Here is a 25,766-nt window from a genome sequence, read left to right as displayed (position 1 = left end):
CAGCAGCGGGCAAGATGTCTGAAATACTCGAATTCACCCCACTGATTGCAGCGATGAAGGTCGGAAAGAACTCGCCGGCCGACCCCTCGGAGATGTCCGTGCATGACGCTCCCGACACTTCCCGGAAGGACGTCCCGCCCCTGGGGGCGACGCCTCTCGTCCGCATCCGCGGGCTCGGCAAGCGGTTCGGCGGGACACTCGCCCTGTCCGGGGTCGACCTCGACGTCCACGCCGGCAGCGTCCTGGCCCTCCTGGGGCCCAACGGTGCCGGAAAGTCCACGCTCATCAAGGTGCTCGCCGGCGTCCACCACGCCGATGCGGGACAGATCACGGTGGACGGGCACCCGCTCGGAAGTCATGCCGCCTCCCGCAGCATGTCCTTCATCCACCAGGACCTCGGTCTCGTGGAGTGGATGACGGTCGCCGAGAGCATCGCTCTGAGCATCGGGTATCCCCGGCGCGCCGGCCTGATTTCCTGGAGGCGTACCCGGGAGCGCTGCGCCGACGCCCTGAGGATCGTCGCCGGACATCTCGACCCCGACGCGCCGATCGCCCGGCTCTCCCCCGCCGAGCGCTCGCTGGTCGCCATCGCCCGTGCGCTGGCGGCACCCGCGAAGCTCTTCGTCCTGGACGAGGCGACCGCCCGACTGCCCGCCGCGGACTGCGCCCGCCTCTTCCGCGCGCTCCACGCCCTGCGCGACCAAGGGCACGGCATCCTCTACGTCAGCCACCGGCTGGACGAGGTGTACAAGGTCGCCGACGCCTTCGCCGTCCTGCGCGACGGCCAGCTCGTCAGCCACGGCCGACTGGCGGGCCGCAGCCCCGCCCGTCTGGTGCACGACATCGTCGGCGAGGCACCGGCCGACTACCGGCCCGGCACGATCCCGGCCGACGGCCCGGCCGTCCTGACCCTCGACGGCGTACGAACCGCAGGCGCGGGACCCGTCAGCCTGGACCTCAGAGCCGGGGAAGTCCTGGGCCTGGTCGGACTCTCGGGCGCCGGGCACATGGACCTGGGCCGAGCCCTCGCCGGCTCCCGGGCCGTCCTCGACGGGCGTGTCCTGCTCGGCGGTCGGCCGTACAGCCCGCGTACGGTAGCCGACGCCGTCGGCCTCGGGGTGGGCTTCGTGAGCGGCGACAGACAGCGGGAGGGCTGCGCCGCCGAGCTGACGGTACGTGAGAACCTCCTGGCCAACCCCGGCGCGGGCGGCCTGTCGGCGCTGAGCTGGATCAGTCCCCGCCGCGAACGCGCCGAGGCAGCCGGCTTGATCGAACGGCTCTCGGTGCGGCCTCCCGACAGCGAGGCTCCCATCGCCACCCTGTCCGGCGGAAACCAGCAGAAGGTCGTGATCGGCCGGTGGCTCCGGGTCTGCCTGCGCCTGCTGATCCTCGAGGAGCCGACCGCGAGCGTGGACATCGGCGCCAAGGCCGCGGTCTACCGCCTGCTCAACGACGGGCTGGCCGCCGGCCTCGCGGTCCTGCTGATCTCCACCGACTTCGAGGAGGTCGCGGGCGTGTGCCGACGCGCCCTGGTCTTCGTCCGCGGGTCGGTGACGACCGAGCTGAGCGGTCCGGACCTCACCGTCGCCGGGCTCACCCGGGCGGCGTCGGCCATGCCCCTCTCCGGAACCGCGACCCACCCATGACGGACTCCCCCTCCCCTCCCCGCCCCCGGCAGCAGCGGACGGGGCCACTACGGCACCTCGGCAGACCGGGCGGTCCGCGGCGACCGCGCGGACCGGGCGGGCACCTCATCGGCAGGTACGGCCTCCTCGCGCTCACCGCCCTGCTCTTCCTGATCTTCTCCCTCGCTCTGCCGCGTACCTTCCCCACGCTGGACACCATCGACGCGATCCTGTCCACCCAGTCGATCCCGGCCGTCCTCGCACTCGCCGCCATGGTTCCCATCGTGACGGGCAGCTTCGACCTCTCCCTCGGCTACGGCCTCGGCCTGGCGCACGTCATGGTGATGCAACTCGTCGTCAACAACGGCTGGCCCTGGCCACTCGCCTGCCTCGCGGTGCTCTTCGGCGGGGCGGTCGTGGGCGTCCTCAACGGTGTCATCGTCGAGTTCGGCCGGATCAACTCCTTCATCGCCACTCTCGGAACCGGCAGCATGCTGTACGCCGTGACCGGCTGGGTCACGGACGGTGGGCGGATCGTCCCCGGCCCGCAGGGCCTCCCCGCCGCCTTCGCCGACCTCTACGACTCCACGTTCCTCGGCCTTCCCCTCCCCGCCTTCTACGTGCTCGGTCTCGCCGTCGCGCTCTGGGTGGTGCTGGAACGGCTGCCGTTCGGCCGGTACCTGTACGTCATCGGCGCGAACCGGCGCGCCGCCGGCCTCATCGGCATCCCGACGCGCAGGTACTGCGTCTACGCGTTCACCGCGTCGGGACTGATCGTCGGCTTCGCCGGCGTCCTGCTCGCGGCCCAGCAGCAGATCGGCAACCCCAGCGTCGGCCTCGACTACCTGCTGCCCGCCTTTGCCGCCGCTCTCCTCGGCTCCACGGCGATCAGACCCGGCCGCCTCAACGCCATGGGCACCGTCGTCGCCGTCGCCGTCCTGGCCGTGGGCCTCGCGGGGATCGGGCAGATGGGCGCGGGCTTCTGGACGATTCCGCTGTTCTACGGCGGCACCCTGCTCGTGGCTGTCGGTCTGTCCGGCTACTCCGCCCGCCGCCTTCGCACCGGCGCCGTGGCAGCCCGCGACTCGCCCGACGCGCCGCCTCCGCCGCCCTCCTCCCCGACTCGGGACGGTGGCGCGGCGGGCACTACTCCATGATCCACTCCACGGGTACCGCCTGTGTGTGCCCTCCGCCGCGTCGTCCCGCCCCTTCCTCCGCGAGGAGCTCCAGTGAACGGCAACCGCAAGGCCACTCCCGGCGTCATGAAGGCGCGGTCCGTCGCCACCGCCCTGCTCATCGCGGCAACGATCCTTGCGGGCTGCGAACGCGGCTCGTCGAGCGGCCCGGAGAACTCCCCCACGGGCCCTGGTGGCTGCCCCGCGATACAGGACCGCGCCCGGACCGCCGTCAGACAGGCGGAAAGGACCGACGTCCCCTGGAGCGGGCCGACCAGCGGCCCCACGGCAGTCTCCGCCAAGACCATCGTCTACGTCGCCCAGGCCATGACCAATCCCGGCGTCGCAGGGGCCGCGAACGGCGTGCGGGAAGCCGCACGGGTCATCGGCTGGAGCGTCAGGGTGCTCGACGGCGGAGGTACGCCCGCAGGCGTCCAGGCGGCGATGAGCACGGCCTTGGCACTCAAACCCTCGGGCATCGTCATCGGCGGCTTCGACCCCAACTCGACATCCGGGCAGGTCTCGCAGGCCGGCAAGGCAGGCATCCCGCTCATCGGCTGGCACGCGGTCGCCGTCCCCGGACCCAGCCGAAGACCCCGGCTCTTCACCAACGTCACCACCCGGGTCGAGGACGTGTCCGAAATCAGCGCCCAGTGGATCATTGCGCACTCCGACGGCCACGCCGGGGTCGTGCTCATCACCGATGCCTCGATCCCCTTCGCCAGGAACAAGTCCGAGCTGATCAGAAGGGACCTCTCCACCTGCTCGGGCGTGCAGCTCCTGTCGTACGAGAACATCCCGATCTCGGACGCGAGCAGCCGCATCCCCCGGGAGATCTCCTCCCTGCTCTCCCGCTTCGGGAGCACGTGGACCCACTCCGTCGCCATCAACGATCTGTACTTCGCCGACGCCGCCCCCGCCTTCCGAGCCGCCGGGAAGAACGGCGCCGGGCCGCCCTTCAACATCGGCGCCGGTGACGGCGACCCCTCCGCCTTCCAGCGCATCAACAGCGAGCAGTATCAGGCAGCCACCGTCCCCGAGCCGCTGTCCTTGCAGGGCTGGCAGATCGTCGACGAGTTCAACCGCGCCTTCTCGGCTCGGCCCGCCAGCGGATATGTGGCTCCCGTCCACATCACCACGACCGACAACAGCCACGGGGCCACGACCTGGGACCCGTCGGGCTATCGGGAGGCGTACCGGAAGATCTGGGGCAAGTAACCCCGCGTCCTCGTCACAGGGAACGTACCGCGCGGGCGATCAGCAGGGCGACGTCGTCGCGGTCGCGCGGATGTCGCAGACCCTCAAGAAGGCGGTCGCACGTTTCCTCCAACGGGCAGTCGGCCACCTCCAGAGCGTGGACCAGGACGGCAAGGCGTTCGTCGATGGAGTCATGGCGGGTCTCGACCAGACCGTCCGTGTACAGGACCAGCTTGTCGCCCAGGCCGAATTCGACGACGGTCGCTTCGAACGGGACACCACCGACGCCGAGAGGGATACCGGCGGGCAGGTCGAGCAGGCGGGGGCGCTCGCCACTGCGTACGAGAACAGGTGGCAGGTGGCCGGCGTTGGCGATGCGGCACTCGCCGCGGTGGGGATCGTAGGCGGCGTAGAGGCAGGTGGCGATGTACTGCTCCAGCCCTGAGGTGATCGAGTCGAGCTGCTCGAGGACCCGGGCGGGCTCCAGGTCGAGGCTGGCGAAGGCGGCCGTGGCGGTACGCAGGCGCCCCATGGCCGCGGCGGCGTCGATGCCGCTGCCCATGACGTCGCCCACGACGAGGGCCGTCTTGTCGCCGGCGAGCGGGAGGACGTCGTACCAGTCGCCGCCGATCTCGTAGGCGGCCTGTGCCGGGACGTAGCGGGAAGAGACCTGCAGGCCGGGGAGGCGGGACGGGTGGTCGGGGAGCAGGCTGCGCTGGAGGGTCTCGGCGGCGGTACGCACGCTCTGGTGCGTGCGCGCGTTGTCGATGCACACCGCGGCGCGGAATGCGAGCTCGGTGGCGATGGAGAGGTCGTCCTCGTCGAAGGGGCGCGGATCCCGTGCGCGGGAGAGCCCCAGGAAGCCCAGGACGGCGCCGCGTGCGGTCAGCGGGACGGCCATGTAGGAGTGCACCCCGGCCTGGGCCAGCAGCGTGGCGGCGCGGTCGTCGCGCGCGATGCGACTCAGGTCGTTCCCATCGGCGTGGGTGATCAGGATGGGCCGGCCGGTGCGCACGCATTGGGTGGCCACCCGATCGGCGTCGTAGGAGGTGATGTTGCCCGGCGGATCGGCGGCCCGGACGGCTTCGGTGGGGTAGGCGGCCTTCACCGCGAGGGCGCGGAAGAGCGCGGGGCCGTTGTCGGAGGTGGAGCGGTGCTCGTCGAGGACGGAGTCGAGCACGTCGACGGCGACCATGTCTGCGAACTCGGGAACGGTCACTTCGGCCAGCTCCCGGGCCGTCACTTCGACCTCCAGGGTGGTGCCGATACGAGCGGAGCCGTCGGCGATCAGGGCCAGGCGCCGCCGGGTCTCGGTGGCCTCCATGGCCGACCGGTACCGCTCGCTGACGTCCACGACGAGTTCGGCCACCCCGAGAACACGGCCCTGGGTGTCCTCCAGCCGGTACACCGAGATCGACCACGCGTGCCGTTGTTCCGGGTCGGCCGGGGTGAAGCCGACGACGGTGGACTCGTCGACCAGGGGGGTACCGCTCTCGAGGACCCTCCTCATCGCGACCTCGATCACCTCGAACTTGTCGGGGCCCATGATCTCGCGATAGCGGCGGCCTAGGTGCTCTTTCGCGGGAAGGCCGTGCATCCGCTCCAGCGCGGGGTTGACGGCCAGGTACCTGAGGTCGGTGTCGAGGATCGCAAGCCCGAAGGGGGACTGGGAGATCAGCCGGGTGGACAGAGCGACATCCCGCTCCACCTCGTGAAGCGTGGGTGAGTCGGTGCCGAGCCCGAGGGCGTAGAAGTCGCCGCGGGAGTCCATCAACCGAGTGTTGCGCAGTTCCACCAGCCGGGTGCTCCCGTCCTTGCACCGGACGGGAAAGGTGCCGCCCCAGCCCTGGCCGGTCTCCATGACCTGGGCGAACTTCTTGATCACCCAGTCCCAGTCCTCTTCACGGACGAGCAGCAGTGCGGCGTACTCCCCGAGCGCCTCCTCCGCGGTGTACCCGTACAGTTCCTCTGCCTGGGGACTCCACAGGACGATCCGTCCGTCCGCGTCCAGCAGCGTCGCCGCGACGCCGAGAAGGTCCATCAGCCCGCTCGGCTGCGACGGCTCGCTGTCCCGGCGAGGGCGAGCCCAGTCGATGCCCGACAAATGCCACTCGGCTTCGCTCATCACAGGCACTCCTTCCGCGGCGGACGGCACGCGAAGCATCCGCCGGCCTGGAGCGCGGCCTGCCTGTCTCCACAGTCGCGTCGCCTTCCATGGTCCCCCACGACTGCCGGACTACACACCCCGACCGTTCAGGCCGACGGACACCGATCCGGAATTCAGCCGCTCGGCACCTCCTTCAGGCTGCCAGGTCGGACATGTCGAGGACGAAGCGATAGCGGACGTCGTTGCGGCCGAGGCGTTCGAGGGCCTCGTTCACGCGCGCCGAGGGGAGGAGCTCGACGTCGGCGGTGATTCCGTGCTCGGCGCAGAAATCGAGCATGGCGGTGGTCGCGGGCCTGCCGCCGCTGCCCGCGGAGCTGAGTTTCTTGCGTCCCACGAGTGGGTCCATGGTCTCCACGGTGACGGGCCCGAGGTGGCCGAGGTGGCCGAGGTGGCCAAGCTGGCCGAGGTGGCCGAGGTGGCCGAGCGTCCCGTCCATGGCGACCAGGCGCAGGTAGGGGCCCAGGTCGTGCGGGGCCGAGATGGTGTCGATGACGACGTCGAACCGGTCACGGGCGTCGGCCATCTGTTCCGGGTCCGTCGAGACGATGAGGCCGTGGGCGCCGAGACGACGAGCGTCGTCCGCCTTGTCGGGTGAGCGGCTGATGACCGAGGTGTCAGCCCCGAGGGCCACGGCCATCTTGACCGCGAGATGGCCCAGGCCACCCAGTCCCGCCACGGCGACGCGACCATGAGCCCCCACGCCCAAGCTGTGCAGCGGTTCCCAGACGGTGACCCCGGCGCAGAACAGAGGAGCGGCAGCGGCCGGATCCAGACCGGCGGGAAGAGGGTGGGCGAACCGGTCGCGGACGACGTACTCGCGGGAGTAGCCCCCCAGGGTGGTCGATCCGTCGTGCCGGTCGACGCCGCCGTAGGTCAGGGTCGGGAAGGCGTGGCAGAAGTTCTCCTGCCCGGCCCGGCAGATCGAGCACTCCCCACAGGAATCGACGATGTTGCCGAGCGCGACAGGGTCACCGACGGAGAAGCGGGTGACGGCGGGCCCGGTTTCGGCCACCACGCCCGTGAACTCGTGCCCCGGCACCAGCTGCCAGGCGAAGCTCTTGCGGTAGGGCCAGGCGTTGTCGGTCAGCACCCGCTCGATGCGGTCGATGCCCGCGGCGGCGTAGAAGGCCGCGGCCCGGCGCAGGAAGGCGGCGCGGGTGGCGGCCTTCTCGTCCGGGTAGATCTCGCTGTAAGCCAGGCGGGAGTGGTCGTCGACGACGGAGTGGACGTAGTCGCAGCCCACATCGGTGCGCCGGGCGCGGCCGGCCTGGCGGCCCATCCCGCCGCGGACGTGGTCGCGGCCACCACCGACCGCATCATGGTCACCAACGCGACCGAGATTCCGGCCGGCACACCATGGCGCCACGGACGGACGCTGATCATCGGCGACGCTGCCCACGCGGCCTCCCCCGCGACCGGCCAAGGAGCGTCGATGGCGCTCGAGGACGCTGTCGTACTCGCGAAGTCACTGCGGGACGCGCCCGACACCGAGTCCGCGCTCTCCCTCTACGAAGCTCTCCGCCGCCCGCGCGTGGAGCACAACACCACGATCAGCGGCAAGATCTCCCGCGGCTTCCACACACCGTCACGCACCGGTCGGACAGCTCCCGCTCCCCGCCCCTGAGACGACGACCTCCTCCGACACCTGGAGTGGGACATCGACATCTCGACCGTGGCCGAAGGCGGTTCGGCGGCAGCAGCAAGTGCCGGTGGTCGGGACGTCGGCTGACGGGCTGAAGGACCGTTGCGGACAAGGACCGTCGCGGACAAGGACCGTCGCGAGAACAGCCCTTGTCCGCACCCGCTCACCGTCTCCGGGGCACACGCGTGGGGTCAGCCGTTCAATGCCGCCGAGACCACGGCCTTGGCCTCCTCCTGCACCTGGCGCAGGTGATCGGCTCCGAGGAACGACTCGGCGTAGATCTTGTAGACGTCCTCGGTGCCCGAAGGACGGGCCGCGAACCAGGCGTTTGCGGTGGTCACCTTGATGCCGCCGATGGGCGCGTCGTTGCCCGGAGCATGGGTGAGCACCGCGGTGACCGCTTCTCCGGCAAGGGTGTCCGTGCTGACCTGAGCGGGCGAGAGCTTCGCGAGGAGGGCCTTCTCCTCGCGGGAAGCCGGGGCGTCGATGCGCTCGTACGCGGGGGCGCCGAAGCGTGCGGTCAGTGCGGTGTAGTGCTCCGAGGGGGTCTTCCCGGTCACCGCCGTGATCTCGGAGGCGAGCAGGGCCAGGATGATGCCGTCCTTGTCGGTGGTCCACACCGAACCGTCGTGGCGCAGGAAGGACGCGCCGGCCGACTCCTCCCCGCCGAACCCGAGTGAGCCGCTGACCAGCCCGTCCACGAACCACTTGAATCCCACGGGCACTTCGACCAGTTGACGGCCCAGGTCGGCGGCGACCCTGTCGATCATGCCGGACGACACCAGCGTCTTGCCGATCCCCGTCCCCGCGGGCCACTGGTCCCGGTGGGAGTACAGGTAGGAGATGGCGGCGCTGAGGTAGTGGTTGGGGTTCATGAGCCCGGCGTCCGGTGTGACGATCCCGTGGCGGTCGGCGTCGGCGTCGTTGCCCGTGGCGATCCGGAAGCGGTCGCGCTGCTCGATGAGCGAGGCCATGGCGTAGGGCGACGAACAGTCCATACGGATCTTGCCGTCCCAGTCCAGCGTCATGAATCGCCAGGTCGGGTCGGTGAGCGGGTTGACCACCGTCAGGTCGAGCGTGTGCTGTTCCGCGATGCGTCCCCAATAGGCGACCGATGCCCCGCCGAGGGGATCCGCGCCGATCTGCACGCCGGCCGCGCGGATCGCCTCCAGGTCCAGCACGTTCGGCAGGTCGGCCACGTAGGTGCCGAGGAAGTCGTAGCGGCCGGTGCCGGGGGCAGCCAGCGCCCTTGTGCAGGGAATGCGCCGTACGCCCTTGAGGCCGCCCTCGATGAGTTCGTTGGCCCGGTCCTGGATCCAGGACGTCGCCTCGGAGCCCGCCGGGCCGCCGTTCGGCGGGTTGTACTTGAAGCCACCGTCGGCGGGCGGGTTGTGGGAGGGGGTGACCACGACCCCGTCCGCGAGACCCGAGGACCGTCCTCGGTTGTGGGTGAGAATGGCGTGCGAGACCGCCGGAGTGGGCGTGTAGCCGTCCGCGCTGTCAAGGAGCACCGACACTCCGTTGGCCGCGAACACCTCCAGTGCGGTGACCTTCGCGGGCTCCGACAGGGCATGGGTGTCGGCGCCCAGGAAGAGGGGACCGTCGATGCCCTGGCCCTCGCGGTACTCATAGATGGCCTGACTCGTCGCGGCGATGTGGTCCTCATTGAACGCGGTCGCCAGTGACGACCCACGATGTCCGGACGTACCGAAGGCCACGCGCTGGCCGGGTTCCGCCGGGTCGGGGTGCAGCGCGTAATACGCCGTGACCAGCCGGGCTACGTCGACGAGGTCCTCGGGACCGGCCGGAGTGCCCGCTCGTTCGTGCTGCATGTACCCGCACCTCCACCTCGGTTTTTCATCGCTTGCGGTCCCATGTTTCCTCACCGGGCGTCACGGCCGCACGGTGCCACGGCGGTGACTGGAGACGCGCCGGGCCAGAGGGTCCCGCGGGTGCCGTCCCGGAGATCCTCGGTCAACAGGCTGGTATCCCCAATTGCCCATTGCCTAGGATGTATTGTCTGTCAAGCCAAGCCACCGGAAGCAGCTTGGAGCTGGGGGAACGATGCAGGCTGGAAAGCAGTTGTCCACGAAGATCGACGCCACCGTACCCACGGCCGCTCGTATGTACGACCACTACCTGGGCGGCAAGGACAACTACGCAGCCGATCGGGCAGCCTGCGCCGAGCTGGACAAGGTCGTGCCCAGCACACGCGCCTTGGCGCTGAACAACCGGCGCTTCCTGCAGCGGGTCGTCGGGACGCTCGCAGCCGAGTACGGAATCAGGCAGTTCCTCGACCACGGGTCCGGCCTGCCCACCCAGGAGAACGTCCACCAGGTCTCGCAGCGCGTCGATCCCTCGTCGCGTGTGGTGTACGTCGACAACGATCCGATGGTGCTGGTGCACGGGCGGGCGCTGCTGGACCAGAATGACCGCACCACGGTCATCCACGCCGATCTGCGTGACACGGAGAAGATCTTCTCCCACCCGGACACTCAGCGCCTGCTCGACTTCTCACAGCCGGTGGCCGTTCTGTTCAACTCGGTCTTCCACTGCATTCCGGACGGGGAGACCGACGGTCCGCTCGCCGTGGCCCACCGGGTGGCCGAACGGCTCGCGCCCGGAAGCTTCATGGTGATGTGCCAGCTGGTCAGCGAGGACGCGAAGGTCCGGGAGTTCGTCACCGACTTCATGGATCAGGCGACCCAGGGACACTGGGGCAGGGTCCGCCAGGAGAAGGACGTGGCGGAGTGGTTCGAGGACCTCGACGTCCTGGAGCCTGGTCTCGTGGAGGTGTCCACCTGGCGGCCCGACAGCGAGGTCGCACCCCGTCAGCTCACCCAGGAATGGGTCGAGTTCGGCGGCGTGGGCCGGATCCGGTAGGACCGTAGGACCACGGGACTGCTCCCGTCGGCTCCACCGGGATCCGGCCGGTGGAGCCGGCGGCAGTCACGAGGTCGAATAGCGCCCCGCGGTCGTGTCCCGCAACAGCGTCAGCGAATCCCGCGGGGTGAGGGCTTCGTCTCCCAGACGGTCCAGAGCCAGCCGGTACTCTTCGGTCTCGTCCCGGTCCTCCAGGAAGTTCGCGCTCCTGATGTGCTCCAGGTAGACGATGTCGGGTAGATCGAGGCCGCCGAAGCGCAGGTAGGTGATGGGGATGGCGGGCGCGGACGCGTTCGTCACGTCCAGGGGCACGATCTGCAACGTCACCTGGGGACGCTGAGCCATTTCCACGAGGTACTCGAGCTGCTCGCGCATCACCTCGCGGCTGCCCAGTACGCGCAACAGGACCGACTCGTCGATGATCGCCCACAGTTGAGGGCCGTCCTCGCGACGCAGCAGTTCACGTCGGCGCATACGCAGTTCGACACGGCGCTGCACCTCACCGGCCGGTGCCGTGGGCAGGCCGCGCTCCACGACCGCCCTGGTGTAGTCCGGAGTCTGCAGCAGACCGGGGACGTACTGGATCTCGAAGGTACGGATGGCGGCAGCGGCCTCCTGCAGCCCTACCAGCCGATCGAACCATTCCGGCATCAGCCGCTTGTCGTAGCGCTGCCACCATCCCGGCTCACCGGCACGCCGCAGCAACTGGAGCAGAACCGACGCCTCGTGGTCGTCGGTCTTGTAGAGCTCCAACAGCGCGCGGACGTCCACTTCCGTGGGCGGCCGACGGCCCTTGCCCGCTTCGATGCGCGACAGCTTCGCCGGACTGAACCCGATGGCGCGAGCGGCCTGTTCCTGCGCGAGGCCGGCGTCTTCGCGGATGCCCGCAAGCTGGACACCGACCAGCATCTTCAGCAAGGTCGGAGCGGGCTCGGTCCGCGTCAGATACGGTTCGAGGCGGGAGACACGAGGTGACTCGGCGGACATCCTGACTCCCTGTAGAACGGCAGACGACGGGGTCCATCCTCGCATCCCTCGGCCTTCTGTCGCACGCGTCGGCGGAAGTGGAATCGTTCGACTCCGCTTCACACCAGATGGTCGAACTCTCCGTCCTTCGCCCCGGCCAGGAAGGCGGCCACTTCAGCCGCTGTGTAGATGAGGGCCGGCCCGTCGGGGTCCCGCGAGTTGCGGAGCGCTACACCTCCCTCGGCCAGGGATGCCACCTCGACGCAGTTGCCCTCGGCGTTGCTGTGCCGACTCTTCACCCAGCGAACGCCCAGTGAACTGGCCCGCATTCCGTTTCGCACTGACGGCACCGCACTCTCCTTGCTCACGTTCCACCACGGTGTACAGGTCGGCCGCCCACTGGAGCGGACCGAACCCGTGCGGCCTGCCCCAGCCACCACTCGTGCAATTTCCCGTGAAATTGCACGACGGGCGCTGTCGGGATGGATAATAGCTCGGGCGTCAACCGCACTGTTGCCGCACCGCACCTGACGTCGCATCAGGGAGATGTCGTGTCTTTACCTGCACGCCAAGCACCGAGCCTTGCAAGCGGCAAGGCTGCGCCATCGTCGGGTCGAGCCGCGCCGGCCGGCTCACTCATGGAAGAAGCGCGCTCCTCCATCGCGGGGCAAGCGCGCGCCGGGGAGAGCGAACCCGCGTGCAACTCACCCAGATTCGCCAGCCTGCGCATCACCGACTCCCGTCAGGGGCTCGCCCAGGCGCGCGCCTTCACCCGCAGCACCCTTGGCCACTGGGCATTGGACCACCGCAGTGACGACGCCGTCCTCATCGTCAATGAACTGGCCACGAACGCGGTCCTTCACGCGGCACCGCACTCCCCCGCCGGGCAGAAGGGCGTGCGGCTGGATCTGACCCTTCGACGCGCCCATCTCGTGTGTGCCGTCACCGATCAGTTCGACAGGCCGCCCGTCTGCCCGCGCACGGACGCCCCGCTGGAAGTCCACGGCCGCGGCCTGCGCATCGTGGAAGAACTCTCCGAGCACTGGGGCTGGACTCGCTCTCGTGCGGGCAAGACCGTCTGGGCGATGCTGCCCACTCCCCCGTCCCGGCCGACATCACCGCCCTGGCAGGGTCCGACATGACAGACGCCGCATCGGCGGAGCCTCCCGGCGCACGGCATCACACAACGCCTCTCGTGGGAGCGGACATGGAGACAACCCTGAAGAACCTGAGAGACGTCCCATGGCGCGATCTCCAGGATTCCACCGGGTCCGCCACGGGCATCCCCTTCCTGCTCGCGGCCATCACCACGGGTGACGAAGCCACCGCCGTTGCCGCGCTCGCGCGTCTACGGCAGCGCATCTGCCAGTACGGCTTCGTCGTGGACCAGGCCACCGCCGCCACGGTCCCCTTCCTGTGGGAACTCGCCCAGCTCCCTCAAGTCCCCTGCCGTGTGCAGGTCCTTCAGCTACTGAAGAGCATCGCCGACGCCCGGCAGTGGGAGAGCACGGCCGTCGCCTACCCCAAGCTGCTCAATCGCCGTGAGAACTACGTGGGATGGGAACGCGAAGCACGCCGCGCCGTGCGCGCCCACCGCGCGACGATCCAGCACTTGCTCGACGAACCGGACCAGGAACTCGTACAAGCCGCGCAGGAACTGGCCTCCGCACTGGCGGACTGACCCATCGTTGACCTTTCGCGTTAGCCCCTACGAATGATTCACGGCGCCGCCGGGTGAAAAGGGAGAACGTGTGCCGCGCCGACGGCAGTCGGCCGCTCGCGACCGTTAGCGTTGCGTCTCGTGTCGCTGAGCTATGCCTTTGTGAATCTGAAACCCGGAGTGGGAAAGACGACCAGCGCGGTTTGGTTGGCCCACGCCCTGCACGAGTCGGGCGTCTCACCCCTGCTGGTGGACAGTGACCCCGCCTCCTCCGCCTTGCGCTGGAGCGAACTGGCGGGAGGCTTCCCGTTTCCGGTGATCGCCTTTCCGGTGGGCGACGTGCACCGGCGCGTGAACGACTTTCTCGGCAACCGTCAGGCCGTGGTGTTCGACGCCCCGCAGCTGGAGGACCATGCCCACATCGCCCGGAGCATCATGAGGTACGCGAGCGAGTGGATCGTGCCGCTGACCCCGGCTCCCATCGAGCTGGATCGCATGGCACCCATCGGCAGCGAGATGAGCGACGTACAGTCGTTGCGGGCCCAGCCGGCCCGTGCCGCTGTCCTGCTGAACCGCACCAATCGTCCCGATGCCACGCGCACCGGACCCGATGCCGACGCTCGCGAAGCCCTGACCGAGCGTGGCTTCGACGTGTTGTCCACCCACATTCCCCGGCTCGACTTGTACGCCCAGTCGTTCGGCAGCCCGGTCGAGGTCAAGGGCTCGGCGTACATGGACCTCGCAGACGAACTCATCAAACGTCAGGACAAGGCGTGAACCAGCGCAAGGACACCTACCGAGCGGCATTGCAGCGCGGACCGGACGCCGCCCCACCCCGCGCCGTCAAGGTCACTCACCTGCACACCCGATACGTCCGGGTGACCATCGAGCTCGACCCCGCGCTGCAGCGTGAACTGACCCGATGGGTCGAGCCACCCCTTTCCGCGCTCCTGCGGGTCGGCGCCGCTGTACTGCAGCCCCTGAGAAGCACCCCGTAGGCCGGGACGGGGATGCGCGGGCGCCGTTTCTTCGCGTTGCACCATCGGCAGAGCCAGGTCTCGCGACCTGCGCGTTAGTGTCGTCGGCATGACCGAAAAGAACCTGCGCTCCGTCGCCATCGAGCGGACCGGCACCGGCCACTTCACCGCGACGAACCCTCGCGGCGGCACGATCAGCTTCGGCACCAGCTCCGATCCCCACGGCGGCGCCGACTTCACCCCGGTCGAGCTGTTGCTCGCCGCGATCGGGGGCTGCACCGCGGCCGACGTCGATGTCGCCACCGCCCGACACGCGGAGCCCACCGGCTTCGCGGTCTCCGTCACCGGCGACAAGATCAGTGACGAGTTCGGAAACCGGATGACCGACCTCGTGGTCACCTTCTCCGTCACCTTCCCGGACGGCGACCTCGGCGACCGCGCCCGCGCGATCCTCCCCCGCGCGGTGAAGACCTCCCACGACCGGCTCTGCACGGTCAGCCGTACGGTCGAGATCGGCACGCCCGTCACGGCGACGGTCGCGGACGCCTGACCCCGCCGGGACCGAACGCCACCGCGTGCCTCAAGGATGGCTCTGCCCAGGACGATTGACATGGTCGTCCGCGGCGGAGGCCTTCTTGATCGCCTCGCGGATCCGGGAGTACGTGCCGCAGCGGCAGACGTTCTCGATACGGTCGATGTCGTCGTCGGTGGGCCGGGGCGTCCTCTTGAGCAGGGCCGCGGCGGCCATGATCTGGCCCGGCTGACAGAAGCCGCACTGTGCGACGTCGCAGTCGAGCCACGCCTGTTGTACGGGGTGCAGGGTGTCGCCGTCGGCCAGGCCCTCAATGGTGGTGACCCCGCGGTCCGCGCAGTCGGCGACCGGGACGACGCAGGGCTGGATCTCCGCGCCGTCCAGGTGGCTGGTGCAGGCACGGCAAACGCCCACGCCACAGCCGTACTTGGGCCCGGTGACGTGCAGCAAGTCGCGCAGTACCCACAGGAGCGGCATGTCGGCGGGGGCCTCGACGGTGACCGGCTTTCCGTTGAGGACGAAGGAATAGGAGGGCATCAGCACCTTCTCGGACTGCGATCAGAAATTGATCGGGAAGCGGCGGGGCTTGGTACGGGTCGCTCGGGCGTAGGCGTTCGCCACGGCACCGGCCGCCGCCGGCACGCCGAGTTCGCCGGCCCCGCCGGGCTCGCGCCGTGACGGCATGATGTGCGCCTCGAAGCGCAACGGGGAGTGCTGCTGGCGGGCGTAGCGGAAATCGGCGAAGCTGCCCTCGCGCACCGCACCCCGGTCGATGTGCAGTCCGGCCCGCAGCACGGTGGAGATGCCGTCGACGGCGGTCCCCATGAGCTGGGCCTCCAGTCCGCGCGGATTGACGGCCGTTCCGACGTCGGCCGCCATCACCACCTTGGTCACCCGGGGGTTCTTCGGGTCGGTGGCGTCGATCTCGACCAGGCAGGCCACGCAGGAGCCGTACTCCTCGTGGACGGCCACACCCTGCGCCTGGCCGGACGGCAGGGGCCGACCCCAGTGTCCGGCGGCCGCGACCTTGTCGAGTACGGCTTTGACGGCCTTGTTCCTGAGCGTGCCGCGCCGGAAGGCCACCGGGTCCTTCCCCAGCGTGGCGGCGACCTCGTCGACGACGATCTCCTCCGCGGTGCGCATGGTCCCGGAGTCCACCGACCGCCAGGCTCCGAGCGGCATCGCCAGCTCGACCGAGCCCGAACTCCCCGAAATGTGGCCGAAGTCGTAAAGACCACTGTCGCTGGGCAGCGGGCCCGCGGCCACCGTGACCACACCGCCCTGAACGGCCAGTCCCTGCCGCTCGTACGACTCGCTCACCGAGGCCATCGCATGGCTGAAGGCCACCACTCTGCCGTGCGCATGGCTGGCCCGGATCCGGTGATGGGAGGCCGCGCGCATCCGGCCGTGCCGGATGTCGTCCCCGCGGCTCCACATCAGCTTCACCGGTCGCCGTGCCGCCTTCGAGATCAGGGCGGCCTCGATCGCGGCATCATAGTTCAGCCGCCGTCCGAACGAGCCGCCGCCGCGCACGACATGGACCCGGACCTTCGACTTCGGCAGTCCGATCGCCGAGGCGATGCTTTCCCGCGCGTCCATCGGTGTCTGGGAGGAGAACCAGATCTCGGCACGGTCGGCACGTACGTCCGCCACCGCGGTCAGCACTTCCATCGGGGCATGGCTGACGAAGGCGAACTCGAACTCGCCCTCGACCTGCGCCGATCCGCGCGGCGGCGCGCCGGCCGAGGGAACGGCGGCCCGTAGCCGGGACCGGATGGCGGCGTCGGACAACGGCGCCAGCGGCCCCGGCCGCCAGGTGATCCGCAGGGCGTCACGGGCATTGAATGCGTGGTGGAAGGACTCCGCGACCACGGCTACACCACCGGCGACCTTGACCACCGCGTGGACGCCGGGCATCGCACGGGCCGCACGGTCGTCGACCGAGACGAGGCGCCCACCGAGCGTCGGCGGCCGGGCCACCACGGTCGGCTTGGCCCCTGCGACCTCCAGGTCCCCGGCGTACTTCGCCTTGCCCGTGACGATGTCCCGCGCGTCGATCCGGCCCGTCGGCCGTCCGATCACCTTGTGCTGGGACGCGGGCTTGGGCTTGCTCGACACGTCGGGGCGTTGGATCCGGGCGGCGGCCGCCGTCAGCGACCCGAAGGTGGCCGTACGGCCGTCGGGGGCGACCACCATCGTGTCCCGCGTACGCAGGCTCCGGGCGGGCAGGTGCCAGCGCCGGGCGGCCGCGGTCACCAGCCGGGCCCTGGCGGTGGCGGCGAGCGCGCGGGCGGGGTCGTACAGGGAACTGACGGAACTGGAGCCGCCCGTGTACTGGTTCCCCTTGGCGCGGGCCTCGGCGAGCGGGATGTCGACGTCGGCGAGCCGGGCGTCCAGTTCCTCGGCGATCATCATGGCGACCGCGGTCGTGATGCCCTGTCCGACCTCGACGCGCGGCAGTCGTACGACCACCTTGTTGGCCACGGTGACCTCCAGGACCAGCATCTCCTCGTCCGCGCCGGTCACCAGGACGCGGGACGGCCCGCGCACCTCCGCCGCGGTGGGCTCGACGTCCTCCACCGACGTCGTGTCACAGCCGATGGGCGCCGCGACGGTCAGTGTGGACGCCGCGAGCGAGTAGACCATGAACTTCCGGCGGGACAGCTGACGGGCCAACAGGCGCTCCTCTCCGAGTACCCGGGTGGGTTCCCCTGGTATGAGGGGGCAGCGCTCTTCGAGGTTGCGTGGGGCGGTCGTCGCGATTACCTGGGCCAGACGGGCCGGTTGCCACCCCTGTGGTCGAGCGCCGTGGCCGTCTCGTGCAGCAGGTCCAGGACGGCCCGCAGATCGGGGTGCCTGCCGGTGCCCGCGCGGCTGACCGTGAAGACGGTCCGGGACACGGGACGGACCAGGGGGTGGAGGCTGAGGGGCGCGGTGTGGTCAGGCAGAGCCATACGGGGCACCAGGACGGCACCGGCGTCGGCGGCGGCCAGAGCCGTCAGCACGGAGAAATCGCTGCTGGAGGCCCGGATGTCCGGGACGAATCCGGCCGCGCCGCAGGCTCGCTGGATCATCTCGTAGCAGGAGGTCTCAGGGCCGGGGGTCAGCCACGGCAGATGCGCCAGACGGGACAGGTCCGCGGGCTGCCCGGCGGCGAGGCCTTCCAGACCGGCCCGGTCGGGGTGCAGGGCGAGGAGGACTGGTTCTTCCATCAGGACCGTCTGCTCCCACGCCGCGGGGACACTGCGCGGCAGCACGGTGTAGCTGTGCACCAGGGCGAGGTCGGTCGCGCGTTTGTGGAGTTCGTCGAGGGCCGCGTCGGGCTCCTGGACGGAGAGCCGCAGGGAGAGGTCCCGGGCGACACCGGTGCCGTGGTCGGGGGCGAGATCGGTGCCGGTGAGACGTTCGAACAAGGGCGGAACGAGGGTGCGGGCGGCGGAGGCGAAGGCGCTGATCCGTACCGTGCCGCGGCGGCCTCCCCTCATCGCGGCCAGGCCCGACTCGGCTGCCGCGAGCTCGGCCAGGATGACCTCGGTGTGGGCCACCAGCAGTTCCCCGGCGGCGGTCAGGCGCAGCGTGCGGCCGTGTTTCTCGACGACGGGCGTGCCGGCCTCCTTCTGGAGGGCGGCGAGGTGCTGGGAGACGGCCGGTGCGGTCAGGTGCAGCGCATCCGCCGTGGCCGCGACGGTTCCGTAGGCGGCCAGGTGCTGGAGGATGCGCAGGCGGCGTACGTCAAGCACAAGCGGCTCCTTGCGGCTCGGTCCCGTCCACGGCGGGGGCGTTGGCGGGGTTGTGGTTCTGCTTGTGCCGGCTGATCAGGATCACTCCCGCGACGCCGATCGCTCCACCGGCCAGCGCGATGGGACGGGGCACCTCCCCCAGCCAGACGAAGGAGACGATCAGCGCCACCGGCGGCACCAGGTACAGGGCCCCGGTGGAGACGGCGAGCGGCAGCCGGGCAACCGCGTAGGCCCAGATGACGAAGCCGAGGGCGGAGGGCAGGAGGCCCAGGTAGGCGGCGCAGGCGAGTGCGGCGGCCGGGGCGTGCAGGGTCGCGTGCCAGGTGGCGGGGATCAGGGGCAACGCGAAGACCGTACCCGCGACCATCGCGTAGGTGGCGACCTCCAGACCGGTGTAGTGGCGCAGCAGGGGCTTGCTCGCGAAGTGGTAGACCCCTTGGACCACGGCGGCCGCCAGGATGACGAGGGCCGAGACGGAGAACCCGCTGGTGCCCTCGGCCAGGCTGACGACCGCCGCGCCCGCGAGCGCGACGACGCTGCCGACGACGACGTTGTGGGTGAGCCGCTCGCCGAGGAACAGACTTCCCAGCAGCACGCTGAAGACGGGGGCGATCGCGATGAGCAGGCTCGCGGTCCCGGCCTCCACGTGCACTTCGCCCCAGTTGAGCAGGACCTGGTACGCGGTCATGCCGGTGGCCCCGCACAGGGTGACCAGCGGCAGGTCGCCGCGTCGCGGCAGTCCTACCTTCGCGAAGGGTGCCACGGCCAGCAGCGCGACGGCGGCGATCAGGAGCCGCAGGAACGACAGCGCCGCCACTCCCAGGCCGTCGATGCCGACCCGGATGGCGGGAAAGGCCGACGCCCACAGCACGACGGTGCCGACCAGGGCGAGGAAGCGGGGAGAGGCGATGCGTGCGGACATGGCTCCACCATCGCCGACCAGAATGAGAAGTTCCAGTTAGCTTTTGTTTCAGAAAGCTTCAGTTCTACTAATGCGAGGGCTTTCATCGGCTACGGAGGCGCTCCGCCCGCCTGTGACGAGTTTCAGCAGCTCAGGAGGGCCAGGAGCTGTTTGGTGTGGCCGGGCAGCTCCACTTCCGCGAGGCCGGTGATGAGGTCTCTCAGCGACATGGGCTGATCGGCCAGGATGGTGTCCTTGGACAGGAGACGGGTCGGCACCGGTGTGTCGAGTTCGACGTCGCTCAGCATCGGTCCGCCGAGTGCGCAGAGGGCGTCCCCTTGGAGACGGATGCGGTCTCGAAGCCCTGTGTTGCCGCCGGCCAGCGCGATGAGGCGTTCGATGGTCCAGGTGTCGAGCGCCATGCGGTTGTCGTACGTCGTGTTCGATCCCGCGGCGACGCAGGAGACTGCGGCGATGGTGGCGGCGTTGACGAGGGCGACGTGCGCCAGAATCTGCTCGGCGTTCCATTCGCCGCCCGGCGGGACGGGGCTCGTGTCGCTGGAGTCAGCCACGGTGAGAGCAGCGTCCAGCAGCGCGCGGTAGGCGTCCCGCAGCGGGGTGGTGTCCATCATGTCGACTTCTTTCCACGGTCGTGCGTGGGTTTCTGCGGACGTGCGCGAGGGCGAGTACGGGAAGGGTGGTGGCGAGTGCCGTCTCAGGCGTGCCCGGGAGACATCTCCCATGGAGCCTGCGGGAGGACATCGCCGGTCTCGAGCAGCGACTTGAGGTTCGCCAACACGGCCGGCCATCCGCGCGAGATGCCGTTGAGCATCTCCTGGTTGGGGAGGTTCTCGTGGGTCACGGTGAGGCGGACGATTTCCTCGTGCCGTTCGACGAGAAAGGTGACAACCGAAGGTTCCCTCGGCGTTTCGGCGTCGGGGGCGTCCTCGAAGGTGATGACCAAGCGCGTCGGGGGCTCGGCCTTGATCACCTGACCGACGACATCGACGGCGCCTGAGCCGTCGACGCGTCGGTGCTCCCAGGCCGAGCCCGGTTGCCAGTCCGAGACGTTGGCGTGTCCCCAGTAGCGCGCTGTCAGGTCCGCGTCCGTCAGGGCTTGCCACACCTGCTCCGGGCTTGCGCGGATGTAGGTGACATAGACGTAGGTCGGCACGGACGTGGGTCCGTCGGTCATGGCGTACTCCTCTGCCTGGTTCTTGATGGCACTGATTGCCTGCAGACGGGGCTTGTCGAACCCCGATATCCACCGCTCCTCCATCTCGTGGATCGGTGTCGGGTTGAGGTAGTGAAGCCGCTCCCGTCCCCGTCGCACGACGGTCACGAGGTTGGCCTGCCCCAGGATGTCGAGATGCTGAGTCGCCGACTGGCGCGTCATGTCCAACCGCTCGCACAGCTCGCTCAGCGTCTGGCCGTTGTGCTCGCGCAGACGGTCGAGCAGGAGTCGCCGGGTGGGGTCGGCCAGCGCTTTGAAGACCAGGTCCATCGCTCCAGCTTCGAGGCTCACACTCCATTATGCAGGCACTTGCCTGCATAATGTCAATGGCGGACCTCCGTAGGACTCCTCGCACGACTGACCGTGTGACGTGATCAGCTGCTCGGCGCGCCGTCGGACGTCATCGCCAATATCATCGGTCGTACGACAACTACCGAGTAGTCGGTCCATGGGTGACCCGGAGCCGGTGCTCGGGTTCCCGCCGGTGGCGGCCTATCAGAGGTCACAGCCGAACCGGGCGGCCGTCATGGGAGATCGCCATGAGCACCCAGCAGAGAGAGCAGGACGGCGCAACGGACGTCGTCAAGGAGCCGACCATGAGCATGAGGCTCGAGGTCGCCGTCATCCCGGTCACCGACGTCAGCCGCGCCCTGCATTTCTATCAAAGCCTGGGGTGGCGGCTCGATGCGGACTTCGAGGCCAGTCCGAGATTCCGGCTCGTGCAGCTCACGCCACCAGGGTCGGATTGCTCGATCCACTTCGGCCGCGGGATCACCCCGGCGGCGCCGGGCTCGGCCCACAACTACCTTGTGGTCTCCGACTTGGAGCAGGCCTGTGCCGACCTGATCAGCAGAGGCGTCGAGGTGAGCGAGATCTACCACAACGTCTACGACGCGGGCGTGCAGGATCAGGCGGACGGCCCCGATCCAGAGGGCCGCAGCTACGCCTCATTCGCCTCGTTCAGCGATCCGGACGGCAATGGGTGGGTGCTGCAAGAGGTCCAGGTGCGACTACCGGGACGGTGACGAGTCCCGCCCGAGGAGGCTTCACCATGGACATCCCCACGCTGGCAGAACTCCTGCGTGAGACCGAGGAACACCACGGACCCTACGAGGCGAGCGCGCCCGAGCACCACTGGTCGGATTGGTACGCCGCGTACATCGTCGCCCGTGAGAACGGCCGGACTCCCGACGAGGCGGCCGACGACGCCGCGCTCCACATGGCGGCACTGCGGCGGTGAAGGCCGACCACGACGACCTCGTACGGTGAGCCGTAGGGACAGGTTCGCTCTCACTTGGAGTCGTCGATGGCCGTTCGCCGTGTCGTGCCCAACGTCCAGTCGGAAGTCGTGCGGGAGAGCCGGGAGTTCTACGGCCTGCTGGGCTTTGAAGAGGTCATGAACCACGGCTGGATCGTCACGCTCGCCTCGCCGTCCCACCCGGCGGCACAGGTCAGCTTGATGACCAGTGACAGGACAGCACCGGTCACGCCCGACATGAGTGTGGAGGTGGATGACGTGGACGCGGCCTATGAGGTCATGCGCGTGAGCGGCGCGGAGATCGTGCACCCCTTGCGGGACGAAGAGTGGGGGTGCGCCGGTTCTTCGTTCGTGATCCCAACGGGCGGGTGGTCAACGTGCTGAGCCACCGATGAGCCTCACAAAATCAGTCGGCTCCCGTAGTGGACGGGCAGGTCTCGCTTGAGCGTTCGGTGTGCCAGGCGCCGGGTCGAGATCCACGGCACCCGTCACCCGCTCCCGATCGTGACCCTCGCCAACGAACTCCTCGCCCTCTGGGACCGCCCCCTGATCACCCGGACGACCCTTGAAGGCAATCTCGGCCCCATGGCGTCGACCGGTTCTCGAAGTCCTGTCCGCCACAGCCTTTTTACGGATCGCCAGGTTTCCCTCGTATCGCCAGGTTTCCCTGATGAAGAAGGCGCAATGCATGGGGTGCTAATCCTCGACCACCAGGGGTCGGGTGCGATTCGCGCAGGCGGGCGCCTGTGTAGCGGCACCGGTCGACATCGCCGTGACCCAATCCTAGTATCTATTGTGTTTCCTCACGTTATCCTGCCGGGCGTAGTGCCATAGCCGCGACAAGTAGGAGGCAGGCTCCGTGGTTGAGTCGCAGTTCGTGATCGCCCCGCCCGCCAAAGCCGCCCTGTTCCTCGTGTGCACCATGGCACCTGGCGGCGAGCCCGCTGTTCGCGACCTGCTCCAGGATGTGGCCGGGTTGCGACGATCGGTCAGTTTCCGCGCTCCGGATGCGGAACTGAGTTGCGTCGTCGGTATCGGCTCCGCTGCCTGGGACCGTCTCTTCGAGGGACCCCGCCCACGCGATCTGCATCCGTTCGTCGCGTTGACGGGCTCCCGGCACCGAGCCCCGTCCACCCCTGGTGACCTGCTCTTCCATCTGCGAGCCCACCACATGGACCTCTGTTTCGAACTGGCCCGGTTGATCGGCGAACGGCTCTACGGAGCGGTCGCCGTGGTGGACGAGGTGCACGGTTTCAAGTACTTCGACGAGCGCGACCTCCTCGGCTTCGTCGACGGCAGTGAGAACCCCGAGGGCGCAGTCGCGTCCGACGCGGTGTTCATCGCTGACGAGGACCCCGATTTCGCGGGCGGCAGCTACGTGATCGTCCAGAAGTACGTGCACGACCTTGCCGCCTGGAACGCGTTGCCCACGCAGGAACAGGAAAAAGTCATCGGTCGCACAAAGCTGGCGAACGTCGAAATGCCGGACGACATCAAGCCCGCAGACTCTCATGTCGCGCTGAACACCATCACCGACGCGGACGGAAACGAACGGAAGATCGTCCGTGACAACATGCCGTTCGGCAGCATCGGACAAAGGGAGTTCGGCACCTACTTCATCGGCTACGCGCGCACTCCCGAGGTGACCGAACAGATGCTGAGGAACATGTTCCTCGGTGACCACCCCCATGCCCACGACCGAATCCTCGACTTTTCCACAGCGGTCACCGGCTGTCTGTTCTACGTACCGAGCGCCGATTTCCTCGACGACCCACCCGCCGCGCCCGCCGGCGCTTCGGCGACCGAGGGCTCCTTGGGTATCGGCAGTCTCAAAGGAGCCTGATCACGTGTCCACGCCCAACGGTATGAACAACCTGCACCGCGAACTCGCGCCGATCACGCCCGAGGCATGGGCCCAGATCGAGGAGGAAGCCCGCCGTACGTTCCGGCGCAACGTGGGCGGCCGTCGTGTCGTGGACGTCACCGGACCCGACGGTCCCGCGCTTGCCTCGGTAGGTACCGGCCATCTCACCCGCATCGACGCGCCCGGAGCGGGCGTCACCGCTCTCCTGCGCCAAGCACAGCCCCTGGTCGAACTGCGCGCCCCCTTCAAGGTCGGTCGCGACGCGGTGGACGACGTCGAGCGTGGCTCGAACGACTCCGACTGGCAACCGGTCAAGGACGCGGCGCGCTCCATGGCGTTCACCGAGGACCGGGCCGTCTTCGAGGGGTACGAGGCAGCGGGCATCGACGGGCTGCGCAGGCGCACCTCCCATCCGGTCCACGGTCTGCCCGCGGAGACGCGTGAATACCCGGATGCCGTCAGCCGCGCGCTGACGACCCTGCGCCTGGCCGGAGTCGCCGGCCCGTATTCACTGCTGCTGGGCGCCGACGCGTACACCCTGGTGAGCGAGACGTCCGACCACGGCTATCCGATCACGGAGCATCTCAGCCGGATGCTGGACGCCCCACCGATCTGGGCGCCTGCGGTCGACGGCGCCTTTCTCCTGTCCACCCGCGGTGGGGACTTCGAACTGCGGCTCGGTGAGGACCTCGCGATCGGCTACACCGCGCATGACGCGAACGAGATCGAGTTGTACTTCCGCCAGAGCATGACGTTCCTCGTGTACACCGACGAGGCCGTGGTGGCACTCGGCTCGTGACCGCACGGCACCCGAAGCGGACGGGGAGTTGCCCCACAGGAGACGGCGATACGGATCCTACGGGGCGCCCAGGGACAGCACTGTCACGGTCGTCCGTCCGTCTGGCGCCTCGTAGCTGACGCAGTCACCGACACGGTGGCCGAGCAGTGCGCGGCCGAGAGGACTGTCGGTGGTGACCAACGTCTGGTCCAACGGCTCGGCCACGTCACCGATCTGGACCGTCTCCTCGGCGCCGTCCGCGAACCTTACGGTGAAGGTGCTTCCCAGACCGACCACATCGGTGCGGGGCGGACCAGCCTCTGCCGCCCCGTCCAGCCGCACGGTGATCTCGGTGATACGGGCGTCGACGCGGTCCAACTGAGTGGCACGCTGCAACTCGTCGGCCTGGTCGGCCGAGTCTCCCGCCGAGTCCGTGTCGCCCAGGGTTGCCGCGACCGCGTCGCGTTCGGCATGCAGATCCGCAAGCTCCTGTTCGAGCGCCCGACGGGCTTCGGCGCTGATCGGCCCGGCTTCACTGGTCATTCCTGCTCCCGTTGTGCAGGTGGAACAACTGGGTGACGATGGGCGATTCCGCTGTTTGCGAGCGTAGTCGCGAGCTCGCCGCACCGCCTTTCGGAGAGGGCGGCAGCCTGCTCGGGTGCACGAACCGCAAGGGTCGGCGGCGACACGCGCCGCGTGAACCGATGTGCCCCGGGTAGGAAAAAGGGTACGACGGGCGTCTGCTGATGATGGCCGCGCAGGACAGCTGGGGGCTCCCGTCGGGCGCTCCGCCGCCCGCCGAATCGGCAAAGGCCGGCGCGGCGCGCCTGGTGTACGAGCTCACCGGGTCGACGGCTCATCGGCTCTGCGGCCGCAGCTTGGCGGCCGGCGAGGACGCACGGCCTGCTGCGGTGTGCCCATTGTCGAGTCGGCCCACCTCGACGGAGGCGCGACTCGGCCCGGAGCAGATCCGCTGGACTCCGTTCGCCAAGCCATCGACGCTGGGCTGCCCACAGCCGTTCGTGACTACCTGGCGGGCCACACACCCGTGTAGGGACGCGGACGTCGCTAGCCTCGCCGTTTCACTTGGGGATGGCTGGTTCTGGGGCGGAAATACGAAAGTGCCTTCCTGACCTGGGACGATGAACCTTGCTGAGGGGTTCTGTC

Annotated in this window: 24 protein-coding genes and 5 pseudogenes; 16 read left to right on the top strand and 13 right to left on the bottom strand. The window is 69.2% G+C overall.

Features of this window, described 5'->3' with window-relative positions; all coding sequences use genetic code 11:
* The first annotated feature begins 98 nt into the window (after positions 1–98).
* The 3 genes from ABZ656_RS34620 to ABZ656_RS34610 all read left to right on the top strand — a co-directional run bounded on the left by ABZ656_RS34620 (position 99) and on the right by ABZ656_RS34610 (position 4,018).
* Complete coding sequence (locus tag ABZ656_RS34620) at positions 99–1,646, top strand: sugar ABC transporter ATP-binding protein (protein WP_360273305.1); 1,548 nt, start codon at positions 99–101, stop codon at positions 1,644–1,646.
* Positions 1,643–2,782 carry an ABC transporter permease gene (locus tag ABZ656_RS34615; RefSeq protein WP_101403091.1) on the top strand — a complete coding sequence of 380 codons (1,140 nt, stop codon included), beginning with the start codon at positions 1,643–1,645 and terminating at the stop codon, positions 2,780–2,782. The genes ABZ656_RS34620 and ABZ656_RS34615 overlap by 4 nt, the downstream gene beginning before the upstream one ends.
* A gap of 72 nt (positions 2,783–2,854) precedes the next feature.
* Positions 2,855–4,018: a substrate-binding domain-containing protein gene (locus tag ABZ656_RS34610; RefSeq protein WP_360273282.1), complete on the top strand. Its 1,164-nt coding sequence runs from the start codon at positions 2,855–2,857 to the stop codon at positions 4,016–4,018.
* Between the two features lie 13 nt (positions 4,019–4,031).
* On the opposite strand, the gene ABZ656_RS34605 is transcribed toward ABZ656_RS34610, so the two are convergent.
* From ABZ656_RS34605 to ABZ656_RS34595, 3 genes and pseudogenes are all read right to left on the bottom strand, one after another.
* Entirely contained in the window at positions 4,032–6,122 is a 2,091-nt protein-coding gene (locus tag ABZ656_RS34605) for a SpoIIE family protein phosphatase (protein ID WP_360273279.1), read from the bottom strand.
* A gap of 175 nt (positions 6,123–6,297) precedes the next feature.
* A pseudogene (locus ABZ656_RS34600) lies at positions 6,298–7,206 on the bottom strand (NAD(P)-dependent alcohol dehydrogenase); the annotation flags it as partial.
* A gap of 12 nt (positions 7,207–7,218) precedes the next feature.
* Positions 7,219–7,407: pseudogene (locus ABZ656_RS34595) on the bottom strand (IS481 family transposase); the annotation flags it as partial.
* 36 nt (positions 7,408–7,443) lie between these two features.
* Between ABZ656_RS34595 and ABZ656_RS34590 the strand changes: the two are divergent.
* Positions 7,444–7,788, top strand: a pseudogene (locus ABZ656_RS34590) (FAD-dependent monooxygenase); the annotation flags it as partial.
* Between the two features lie 209 nt (positions 7,789–7,997).
* On the opposite strand, the gene pgm reads toward ABZ656_RS34590, so the two are convergent.
* Positions 7,998–9,638 carry a phosphoglucomutase (alpha-D-glucose-1,6-bisphosphate-dependent) gene (gene pgm / locus ABZ656_RS34585; RefSeq protein WP_360273276.1) on the bottom strand — a complete coding sequence of 547 codons (1,641 nt, stop codon included), beginning with the start codon at positions 9,636–9,638 and terminating at the stop codon, positions 7,998–8,000.
* 232 nt (positions 9,639–9,870) lie between these two features.
* On the opposite strand from pgm, the gene ABZ656_RS34580 reads away from it, so the two are divergent.
* A complete protein-coding gene (locus tag ABZ656_RS34580; RefSeq protein ID WP_101403088.1) occupies positions 9,871–10,689 on the top strand; it encodes an SAM-dependent methyltransferase in 819 nt (272 codons plus the stop codon).
* A gap of 66 nt (positions 10,690–10,755) precedes the next feature.
* Here ABZ656_RS34580 and ABZ656_RS34575 read toward each other — a convergent pair whose 3' ends face one another.
* Together ABZ656_RS34575 and ABZ656_RS34570 are read right to left on the bottom strand one after the other, a co-directional pair.
* Complete coding sequence (locus ABZ656_RS34575; protein ID WP_360273272.1) at positions 10,756–11,676, bottom strand: helix-turn-helix transcriptional regulator; 921 nt, start codon at positions 11,674–11,676, stop codon at positions 10,756–10,758.
* A gap of 98 nt (positions 11,677–11,774) precedes the next feature.
* Positions 11,775–12,005 (bottom strand): DUF397 domain-containing protein, encoded by a 231-nt coding sequence (locus ABZ656_RS34570; protein WP_225900678.1) that lies wholly within the window; start codon positions 12,003–12,005, stop codon positions 11,775–11,777.
* A 288-nt stretch (positions 12,006–12,293) separates the two neighbouring features.
* On the opposite strand from ABZ656_RS34570, the gene ABZ656_RS34565 reads away from it, so the two are divergent.
* The 5 genes from ABZ656_RS34565 to ABZ656_RS34545 all read left to right on the top strand — a co-directional run bounded on the left by ABZ656_RS34565 (position 12,294) and on the right by ABZ656_RS34545 (position 14,842).
* Positions 12,294–12,797 carry an ATP-binding protein gene (locus ABZ656_RS34565; protein WP_101403086.1) on the top strand — a complete coding sequence of 168 codons (504 nt, stop codon included), beginning with the start codon at positions 12,294–12,296 and terminating at the stop codon, positions 12,795–12,797.
* A 65-nt stretch (positions 12,798–12,862) separates the two neighbouring features.
* Positions 12,863–13,336, top strand: a complete 474-nt coding sequence (locus ABZ656_RS34560; protein ID WP_101403085.1) for a hypothetical protein — start codon at positions 12,863–12,865, stop codon at positions 13,334–13,336.
* A 120-nt stretch (positions 13,337–13,456) separates the two neighbouring features.
* The gene (locus tag ABZ656_RS34555; RefSeq protein ID WP_360273302.1) at positions 13,457–14,092 is read left to right on the top strand and encodes a ParA family protein; all 636 of its coding nucleotides are present in this window, start codon (positions 13,457–13,459) and stop codon (positions 14,090–14,092) included.
* Positions 14,089–14,313: a hypothetical protein gene (locus tag ABZ656_RS34550; RefSeq protein ID WP_101403084.1), complete on the top strand. Its 225-nt coding sequence runs from the start codon at positions 14,089–14,091 to the stop codon at positions 14,311–14,313. The genes ABZ656_RS34555 and ABZ656_RS34550 overlap by 4 nt, the downstream gene beginning before the upstream one ends.
* Positions 14,314–14,401: 88 nt before the next feature.
* Positions 14,402–14,842 (top strand): OsmC family protein, encoded by a 441-nt coding sequence (locus tag ABZ656_RS34545; protein ID WP_101403083.1) that lies wholly within the window; start codon positions 14,402–14,404, stop codon positions 14,840–14,842.
* 30 nt (positions 14,843–14,872) lie between these two features.
* Here ABZ656_RS34545 and ABZ656_RS34540 read toward each other — a convergent pair whose 3' ends face one another.
* The 6 genes from ABZ656_RS34540 to ABZ656_RS34515 all read right to left on the bottom strand — a co-directional run bounded on the left by ABZ656_RS34540 (position 14,873) and on the right by ABZ656_RS34515 (position 20,969).
* Positions 14,873–15,361, bottom strand: a complete 489-nt coding sequence (locus ABZ656_RS34540; protein ID WP_101403082.1) for a (2Fe-2S)-binding protein — start codon at positions 15,359–15,361, stop codon at positions 14,873–14,875.
* A gap of 21 nt (positions 15,362–15,382) precedes the next feature.
* Positions 15,383–17,470, bottom strand: a complete 2,088-nt coding sequence (locus ABZ656_RS34535) for a molybdopterin cofactor-binding domain-containing protein (RefSeq protein ID WP_101404077.1) — start codon at positions 17,468–17,470, stop codon at positions 15,383–15,385.
* A gap of 116 nt (positions 17,471–17,586) precedes the next feature.
* Positions 17,587–18,564, bottom strand: coding sequence for a LysR family transcriptional regulator (locus ABZ656_RS34530; RefSeq protein WP_360273265.1), 978 nt, complete (start codon positions 18,562–18,564; stop codon positions 17,587–17,589).
* Positions 18,557–19,486 (bottom strand): DMT family transporter, encoded by a 930-nt coding sequence (locus tag ABZ656_RS34525; protein ID WP_360273262.1) that lies wholly within the window; start codon positions 19,484–19,486, stop codon positions 18,557–18,559. The genes ABZ656_RS34530 and ABZ656_RS34525 overlap by 8 nt, the downstream gene beginning before the upstream one ends.
* 122 nt (positions 19,487–19,608) lie before the next feature.
* Positions 19,609–20,097, bottom strand: a complete 489-nt coding sequence (locus ABZ656_RS34520; protein WP_101403079.1) for a hypothetical protein — start codon at positions 20,095–20,097, stop codon at positions 19,609–19,611.
* Positions 20,098–20,180: 83 nt separating this feature from the next.
* Positions 20,181–20,969, bottom strand: coding sequence for a metalloregulator ArsR/SmtB family transcription factor (locus ABZ656_RS34515; RefSeq protein WP_360273298.1), 789 nt, complete (start codon positions 20,967–20,969; stop codon positions 20,181–20,183).
* Positions 20,970–21,238: 269 nt separating this feature from the next.
* On the opposite strand from ABZ656_RS34515, the gene ABZ656_RS34510 reads away from it, so the two are divergent.
* The 6 genes and pseudogenes from ABZ656_RS34510 to ABZ656_RS34485 all read left to right on the top strand — a co-directional run bounded on the left by ABZ656_RS34510 (position 21,239) and on the right by ABZ656_RS34485 (position 24,620).
* Positions 21,239–21,724 (top strand): VOC family protein, encoded by a 486-nt coding sequence (locus ABZ656_RS34510; RefSeq protein ID WP_360273259.1) that lies wholly within the window; start codon positions 21,239–21,241, stop codon positions 21,722–21,724.
* Positions 21,725–21,750: 26 nt separating this feature from the next.
* Positions 21,751–21,939 carry a bleomycin resistance protein gene (locus tag ABZ656_RS34505; RefSeq protein WP_180362280.1) on the top strand — a complete coding sequence of 63 codons (189 nt, stop codon included), beginning with the start codon at positions 21,751–21,753 and terminating at the stop codon, positions 21,937–21,939.
* A 66-nt stretch (positions 21,940–22,005) separates the two neighbouring features.
* Positions 22,006–22,352 (top strand): annotated as a pseudogene (locus ABZ656_RS34500) (VOC family protein).
* Between the two features lie 73 nt (positions 22,353–22,425).
* A pseudogene (locus ABZ656_RS34495) lies at positions 22,426–22,548 on the top strand (SMI1/KNR4 family protein); the annotation flags it as partial.
* 268 nt (positions 22,549–22,816) lie between these two features.
* Positions 22,817–23,800, top strand: a complete 984-nt coding sequence (locus ABZ656_RS34490; RefSeq protein WP_360273256.1) for a Dyp-type peroxidase — start codon at positions 22,817–22,819, stop codon at positions 23,798–23,800.
* 22 nt (positions 23,801–23,822) lie between these two features.
* Positions 23,823–24,620: a family 1 encapsulin nanocompartment shell protein gene (locus tag ABZ656_RS34485; protein WP_360273295.1), complete on the top strand. Its 798-nt coding sequence runs from the start codon at positions 23,823–23,825 to the stop codon at positions 24,618–24,620.
* 57 nt (positions 24,621–24,677) lie between these two features.
* Here ABZ656_RS34485 and ABZ656_RS34480 read toward each other — a convergent pair whose 3' ends face one another.
* Positions 24,678–25,142 (bottom strand): GreA/GreB family elongation factor, encoded by a 465-nt coding sequence (locus ABZ656_RS34480; protein ID WP_101403075.1) that lies wholly within the window; start codon positions 25,140–25,142, stop codon positions 24,678–24,680.
* Between the last annotated feature and the right edge of the window lie 624 nt (positions 25,143–25,766).

The organism is Streptomyces sp. NPDC007095 (assembly GCF_040634475.1).
Classification (GTDB): domain Bacteria; phylum Actinomycetota; class Actinomycetes; order Streptomycetales; family Streptomycetaceae; genus Streptomyces.
The sequence above is the reverse complement of the archived record's forward strand: the minus strand, read 5'-3'. Positions and strand labels throughout refer to the sequence as shown.